The sequence below is a fragment of the Streptomyces sp. NPDC097981 genome (genome assembly GCF_040302565.1).
GTDB lineage: Bacteria > Actinomycetota > Actinomycetes > Streptomycetales > Streptomycetaceae > Streptomyces.
This window is the reverse complement of the sequence record NZ_JBEORW010000019.1, coordinates 143,396-151,066: the sequence shown is the minus strand read 5'-3', so window position 1 is coordinate 151,066 and position 7,671 is coordinate 143,396. Positions and strand designations below refer to the sequence as shown.

Genomic DNA, 7,671 nt, shown 5'->3' with positions numbered 1-7,671 from the left:
GGGTACGACCCGGCGAAGCCGCTGAAGTGGTCCGACCTGGAGCCGGAGCCGTTCGCGAAGGCAGGGCGGGCACGCCTGTTCGCCCATGCAGTACCTTCCTGCCCCTTCTTGTGGAGTGCATTGATGTCTCTACGCGGCCGATTGCTCAATCGGCGCATGTCACGGCGGACACTCGGGTCCGTCGTCCTCGGACTGAGCCTGGCTCTGTCCGCCTCCTCAGTCCATGCCCTGGAGGCCGCCCCCGGTGGCACCAAGCGGCCCGGAGTCCAGAACTTCGGCGACCCCGTCAAGGGGACGAAGGCGAAGTCCAAGGGCCGCCCGGCGAACGCCACGGCGAAGGCGGCCGTCAAGAAACTGGCCAAGCCCGTGTGGCCCGGCAGCGGCAATGCCGAGCTGCCCGTGCCGACCGGCGCGAACACCACCGCAGCCCAGGTGAAGGTGGGCGGTCTGCCCGTCACCATCACCAAGCCGAAGGACACCGCGGCTCCGGCGTCGGCCGCCGCTTCTTTCCGGTCGGCCGCCGTCGCCGGAGCCAAGCAGCCCGGCAAGGTCCAGGTCGACGTGGTGGCCCCCGAGCGCGCCGCAAAGCTCGGTGTCGGCGCGCTGCTGCGCGTCCAGCGGGCCGACCAGGCTGCCAGTAGCGCCCAGGTCCGGGTCAACATCGACTACTCGGCCTTCGCCGACGGCTTCGGCGGCAGCTACGGCTCCCGCCTCCGGCTCGTCGAGCTCCCGGCCTGCGCGACGGTCGCCGACCCCGGCACCGCAGCCTGCCCCGAGCTCCCGAAGCCGCTCAAGACGGTCAACAACCCGAAGACGAAGACCGTCTCCGCCGACATCACCGCCACGGCGCGCACGGCGGGGATGTCCGTGATGGCGGCCGACCCGGCCGCAGGCGGCTCCATGGTCGCCCTCGCGGCCGGTGACTCCTCCTCGCAGGGCAATTACGCGGCGACCCCGCTGTCCCCCTCGGCAAAGTGGAACGTGGCCACCTCCTCGGGCGGCTTCTCCTGGTCGTACCCGCTGCGCACCCCGCCAGCACCCGGCGGTCTGATGCCGACGGTCGGCCTGGGCTACTCCTCGCAGTCCGCGGACGGCCGCACCGCCGACACCAACAACCAGGGCTCCTGGCTCGGCGAGGGCTTCTCGTACGAGCCCGGGTACATCGAGCGCCACTACAAGCCCTGCGCGAAGGACGGCCAGAGCGGGTCCGCGGAGCAGTGCTGGGCCTTCGACAACGCCACCGTGATGCTCAACGGCTCGTCCACCGAGCTGATCAAGGGCGACGCGGACGGCAAGTGGCGGATGGCCGCCGACGACGGATCGAAGATCGAGCAGGCCACCGGCGCCGTCAACGGCGACAACGACGGCGAGTACTGGAAGATCACCACGACCGACGGCACGGAGTACTGGTTCGGACGCAACCGCCTCCCGGGCTGGGCGAACGGCAACGAGGAGACCTCCTCCGTCTGGACCACCCCGGTGTTCGGCAACAACACGGGTGAGCCCTGCTACAACGCCACCTTCGCGAACGCCTCCTGCCAGCAGGCGTGGCGCTGGAACCTCGACTACGTCAAGGACCGCCAGGGCAACGTCATGTCGTACTTCTACGGCAAGGAGACCAACTCCTACGCCCTGAACGGCAAGACGGACGTCAACGGCACCGCGTACACGGCGGGCGGCTACCTCAAGCGCATCGACTACGGCCAGCGCGAGGCCTCCGTCTACTCGGCCAAGGCCCCGGCCCGCGTCGTCTTCACGACGCAGGAGCGCTGCCTGCCGACCGACACCTTCAAGTGCCTGCCGGCCGACTTCAAGAAGGAGAACGCCGCCTACTGGCCGGACGTCCCGATGGACCGGTACTGCGCGGTGAACACCAAGTGCACCGCCACCCAGGTCGCCGCGTCCTTCTGGACCCGCCAGCGTCTGACCGGCGTCACCACCCAGATCCGCAAGGACGCCGCGGCCTACGAGGACGTGGAGGCGTGGACCTTCACCCACCAGTTCACTGACAACGGCGACCAGTCGAAGACCCTGTGGCTCTCCAAGATCGACCACGAGGGGCTCAAGGGCGGCAGCGCCAAGGTCCCCTCGGTCGAGCTCATGGGTACGCAGCTGGCCAACCGGGTGGACGGCCTGAACGAGTCCATCGCCCCGTTCTACCGGTTCCGCCTCTCCACCGTCCTGAGCGAGACCGGCTCGCAGTTGGACATCAACTACGCCCCGGCGGAGTGCACGAAGGACGCCCTGCCCAAGCCGGGCGAGTCGACCAAGCGCTGCTACCCGGTCGTCTGGTCTCCGCCGGGCTTCCTCGACCCGATCACGGACTGGTTCCACAAGTACGTGGTCTCGCAGGTCATCGAGACCGACCGGACCGGCGGCGCGCCGGACCAGGTCACCCAGTACGAGTACCAGGGCCCGGCGGCATGGCGTAAGGCCGAGGCCGACGGCCTGACCGAGGACAAGTACCTCACGTGGGGCGGCTGGCAGGGCTACGGCAAGGTCAAGGTCACCACCGGCGGCCGTAGTGCGCAGCCGACCCGGATCGACTACACGTACCTCCAGGGCATGGACGGCGACAAGCTGCCGGACGGCACCACCCGCTCCGTCACCGCCGGCGACTCCGAAGGTGGCACCTACACCGACTACAAGGAGTTCACCGGCCACGAGCTGGAGGCCGCCACGTACGACGGCGACAAGCTCGTCTCCAAGGTCATCAAGACCCCGATGCGGTACTACACCGCGACGGACACCAACACCTGGGGCACCAGCCACGCCTCGCTCACCAAGACCGTCAAGACGCGCGGCTACACGGTGACCGAGGGCGGCGACGGCCGCCGCGAGACCGAGTCGAACACCACGTACGACCTGGCCAACGGCACCGGCCGGGTCCTCACCTCCGAGGACCTCGGCGACCTCTCCACCACGGCTGACGACACCTGCACCCGTACCACGTACGCGGACAACGCGGGCGCGAACATCCTGAGCGTGCCCTCGCAGGTCGAGACCGTCTCGGTCAAGTGCGCGACGACGCCCGACCGCAAGACCCAGGTGCTCTCCGACGAGCGCACGTCCTACGACGACCTGGCCTTCGGCGCCGCGCCCACCACGGGCAACGCGACGAAGACCGAGCGGATGACCTCCCACAACGGGACCACCGCCACCTACCAGGTGACCGGCACCACGACCTACGACGGCTTCGGTCGTCCGACGTCCCAGACGGACGCCTCGGGTGCCACGACCAAGACGGCGTACACCGACGTCAACGGCCTCATCTCACAGGTCCGGGTCACCAACGCCCTCGACCACGTCACCACCACCGACTACGCCCCGGCCTGGGGCCAGTCGAGCGGCCAGACGGACCCGAACGGCAAGCGCAGCGACTTCACCTTCGACCCGCTCGGCCGCATCACGTCGGTCTGGATGCCGGACCGCTCCAAATCCGCGAGCCAGACGCCGAGCATCAAGTACAGCTACAACTTCCGCACCGACAAGCCGGTCTCCGTCAAGACGGAGAAGATCGAGATCGACGGTTCGTACGGCGCCGAGTACCAGCTGTACGACAGCCTCCTGCGCCCCCGGCAGAAGCAGACCGAAGGCCCGGCCGGCACCCGCATGGTGGCCGACACCTTCTACACACCCACGGGCAAGATCGCCAAGGTCAACGCCACGTACAACGCGGCGGGTGCCCAGTCGGACGAGCTGCTGATCGTCCGCAACGGTGACGTCGGCGCGCAGACCCAGTACGAGTACGACGGCCTGGGCCGGACCACCGCCGAGATCTTCGCGGTGGCGGGCGGCGAGCAGTGGCGTACGACGTACGTCCACGGTGGCGACCGCACGCACATCGACCCGCCGGTCGGCGGCACGCCGACGACCACGCTGACCGACGCGCAGGACCGCACCACTGAGATCCGCCACTACAAGGGCGCATCTCCGGTCCCCAACGGTCCGACCACCGGCTACGACACCACCAAGTACAGCTACACGCCGGCGGGCAAGCTGTCCCAGCTCACCGACGCCGCGAACAACACCTGGACGTACAAGTACGACCAGCTCGGCCGGATGACGGAGGCGGTCGACCCGGACTCGGGCAAGCGGACCGCCACGTACGACGAGCTCGACCGGCAGGTGTCCACCACGGACGCCCGCGGCAAGACGGTCTCCACCGTTTACGACAAGCTCAGCCGCCCCGTGACCACGTGGGACGGTCCGGCCAACACCGGTACCAAGCTCACCGAGCAGCGCTACGACAAGGCGGGCTGGCTCGGCAAGGAATGGGCGTCGCTGCGCTACATCAACGCGACGGAGTACTTCGCCACGATCGTCCAGGCGATGGACGAGTTCTACCAGCCGCTGAAGACGGCCTACACCGTCCCCGCCTCTTCGGGCACGGGTCTGGCCGGCACCTACGTCTTCGGCAGCGCCTTCAACCGCGACGGCACCAAGCAGAGCGACTCGCTCCCGGCGGCCGGCGGTCTCACCGCCGAGACGCTGGCCTACGGCTATGACGACCTGCAGCGCCTGAAGACGATGACGGGCGCAACGTCGTACGTCACCAACACCATCTGGTCGGGCCGGACCCTGCTCCAGCAGCTCGAGCTGAACACCGGCGGGAAGAAGACCTGGCAGACCTTCCAGTACGAGACGGGCACCGACCGGCTGAAGAAGTCGACGGTGGACATCTACGGCTCGACCACCGGTCCGGCCAAGGAGTCGAACTACTCGTACGACCAGATCGGCAATGTGAAGTCGATCGCGGACACGGCGGGCTCGGGCACGCCTGACCTCCAGTGCTTCGCGTACGACTACCAGAACCGGATGACGGAGTCCTGGACCCCGGCGAGCACGAAGACCGCGGCCGCGGCTTCCGGCACGGTCGGCAGCCAGGTCCCGGTCTCGGGCTCGGGTCCGGCCGCCTGCAACCAGGCCCCCGGCTCGGCCGCCCTGGGCGGTCCGGCGCCGTACTGGAACTCGTACACCTTCGACACGGTCGGCAACCGCCTTTCGGAGACGGCGCACGACACCGGCCTGAACGCGTCGAAGGACGTCAAGCGCACCTTCACGTACAAGGCGGGGACCCACCAGGTCGAGAAGGTCGTGGAGAACACCCCGACCGGCGACCGCCAGTACTCCTACGGCTACGACGCCACGGGCAACACCACGACCCGCACGATCGGAGGCAACACCCAGAACCTGGAGTACGACGCCTTCGGGAAGGTGACCCGCAACAGCCAGCCGGACGACGTCACCACCCCGGGCAAGAACGAGGCGTCGGAGACGACGTTCCTCTACGGGGCCGACGGAGACCGGATCCAGCGCAAGGACGGCACCGGCACCACGGTGTACCTGCCGGGTATGGAGCTGCGGCTCGACGCCGGCGCGACCGCGGCGAAGGCGACGAGGTACTACGCATTCGCGGGTCAGAGCATCGCGATCCGCACCCCGGACAACAAGCTCTCCTTCCTCGCCTCGGACCACCACGGCACGGGCGAGCTGGCGATCGACTCGACGACCGGCGCGGTCACCCAGCGCCGGATGGACCCGTACGGCAACAAGCGCGGCACCCCGCAGGGCACCTGGCCGGGGGAGAAGGGCTTCGTCGGCGGCACGATCGACGCGTCGACCGGTCTGACGACGATCGGCGCCCGCGAGTACGACCCGTTCCTGGGCAAGTTCATCACCCCGGACCCAGTCGTCGACAACGCCGACGCCCAGCAGCTCAACGCGTACGCGTACGCCCACAACCGGCCCATCTCGGCGAGCGACCCGACGGGCCTGTACGACCCGGACGAGCGGGCGTTCTGCCAGCACAACCCAGCCTGCACGAATGGCCGGTACACGCCGAACAAGCCCCCGGACGACACCGAGGTCAACAACGCCCAGGACGATCTGGACCAGGCCGAGAGCAACCTCAACAGCGCCAAGGGAAAGATCAAGAACGCGGTCAAGCAGCTCACCAAGATCCTCATGGACGAGCTTGGTGTGACGGCGGCCCTGGACTGCTTCTCCAGCGGCGACCTTGGCGCTTGTGGCGAAACGGCCCTCAACATCGCGGGCAGCTTCGCGGGCGGTATCGCGGGCAAGATTCTGGCCAAGTACGGCAACCCGCTGAAATGGGAGAAGGCCGCCAAGCTACTCAAGCGCGTCGCCGGACTCGCGGGCGACCTGATCGACGGCGTCAAGACCTGGTACAACGCCTCGGAGAAGGTCAAGAAGGCCAAGGGTGCCCTTGAGGCGGCCAAGGCCCGCCTCAAGGGATCCGGCTGCCACAGCTTCCTTCCCGGAACCAAGGTCCTCCTCAGTGACGGTTCCACGAAGGAGATCGAGGAGGTCAAGCCCGGCGACAAGATCACCACGACGGATCCCACCACGGGCGAGACCACCACGCGAGACGTGGCGGGCACGATCGTCACCGAGGACGACAAGGACTTCGTCGATCTCACGGTGGCCACTGCTTCGGGCGATGCCGCTCTGGTCAGTACGGTGACCCACCCCTTCTGGGTGGAGAACGAGGGGCGCTTCGTCGACGCGGGCGAGCTCTCGCCGGGCATGCTCCTGCGGACGCCCGAGGGCAAGACCGTCCCGCTCAAGGGCATGAGGTTCTTCGAACAGCGCCAGAAGACGCACGACCTCACCATCACCGGCATTCACGCCTACTACGTGTTCGCTGGTGGGACTCCGCTGCTCGTGCACAATGATGATCTCTGTCATCTGCACGGTGGCGGCGGGGGCAGCCCGGACGGCCCGGGGATCGTTGAGGGCCCTTCGCCTAACAGTGCCTATGAAATGCTGGAGAAGCTGAACAACAGGGCTCCGGGAGCCAACGGGCAGGGCAAGGGAAAGATCCCGGGGTACGAAGGCGGCAGCGGCTACAAGGACCGAGTCGGAGCCATGAAGGGCGTCGATTCGAAGTACAAAGAGTGGGATGTAAACGCGATCGCCGACAACCCGGTCTGCAGTTTCGACGGGTGCACAAATGTCATCAGAGGTGAGGAGCGATTGGTTACACCGATGAAGGTGGATGGTCCCGCCTATTACACTGCAAACCATTACGGAACCCTCCACTACGTCGGTGAGTATAAGAAATGATGCACAGCGAGGTGCCGTTCGACATCACCCGCCCGGTTGCCCCTTGGGTCATCTTCGGCCCCAAGGGTGCGCCGGCCTTCGGTGACCAGGCGGCAGCGCTGGAGGCAAAAGGTGGTCGGGTCTACCACCTCGAGGCTGGCGCTATTTCGGACCTGGCAGGGGTCTGTGACCAGTTCGCCGAGAAGCTGAGTTTCCCGGGATATTTCGGGCGGAACTGGCCGGCCCTGGTCGACTGCCTCGACGACCTGCACGGTCATGTCACGGGTGGGGTGGGAATCGCATGTTTCATTCACGGCGCCGACGCCCTTCTCGATGCCGAGCACCTCAGGGACTTGGTCGGCACCTTGTGTCTCGCTGCCGACCGGGCCAACACCGAGCTCGACCTCGAAGGTGAGCCGCGCTACAGGCCAGTGGTGATCGAACATTTCGTCTTCCTGCTCGACGAGGTGCCTGCGCGCGAGTTCGCCGACCGGATTGACGAACCGGAGGACGTCGTCTCAGTCATCGACGGTGACTTCGTGACGGCGGCGCTGGACCTGGAGGCCTGGCGGCCGGGCTGCCCGTAGCAGTCCGCGGGCCCCG

2 protein-coding genes are annotated in these 7,671 nt (G+C 67.5%); both read left to right on the top strand.

Features of this window, described 5'->3' with window-relative positions:
* The first annotated feature begins 156 nt into the window (after positions 1–156).
* On the top strand, positions 157–7,089 hold the full coding sequence (locus ABTY04_RS20185; protein ID WP_352214701.1) for an RHS repeat-associated core domain-containing protein: 6,933 nt from the start codon (positions 157–159) through the stop codon (positions 7,087–7,089).
* Entirely contained in the window at positions 7,086–7,655 is a 570-nt protein-coding gene (locus ABTY04_RS20180; RefSeq protein ID WP_352214700.1) for a barstar family protein, read from the top strand. The genes ABTY04_RS20185 and ABTY04_RS20180 overlap by 4 nt, the downstream gene beginning before the upstream one ends.
* The last annotated feature ends 16 nt before the right edge of the window (positions 7,656–7,671 follow it).

What these genes read in the sequence shown, in the direction of transcription:
- ABTY04_RS20185 (WP_352214701.1), top strand. Translation starts at nt 157, where the DNA reads ATGTCACGGCGGACACTCGGGTCCGTCGTCCTCGGACTGAGCCTGGCT.
- ABTY04_RS20180 (WP_352214700.1), top strand. Translation starts at nt 7,086, where the DNA reads ATGATGCACAGCGAGGTGCCGTTCGACATCACCCGCCCGGTTGCCCCT.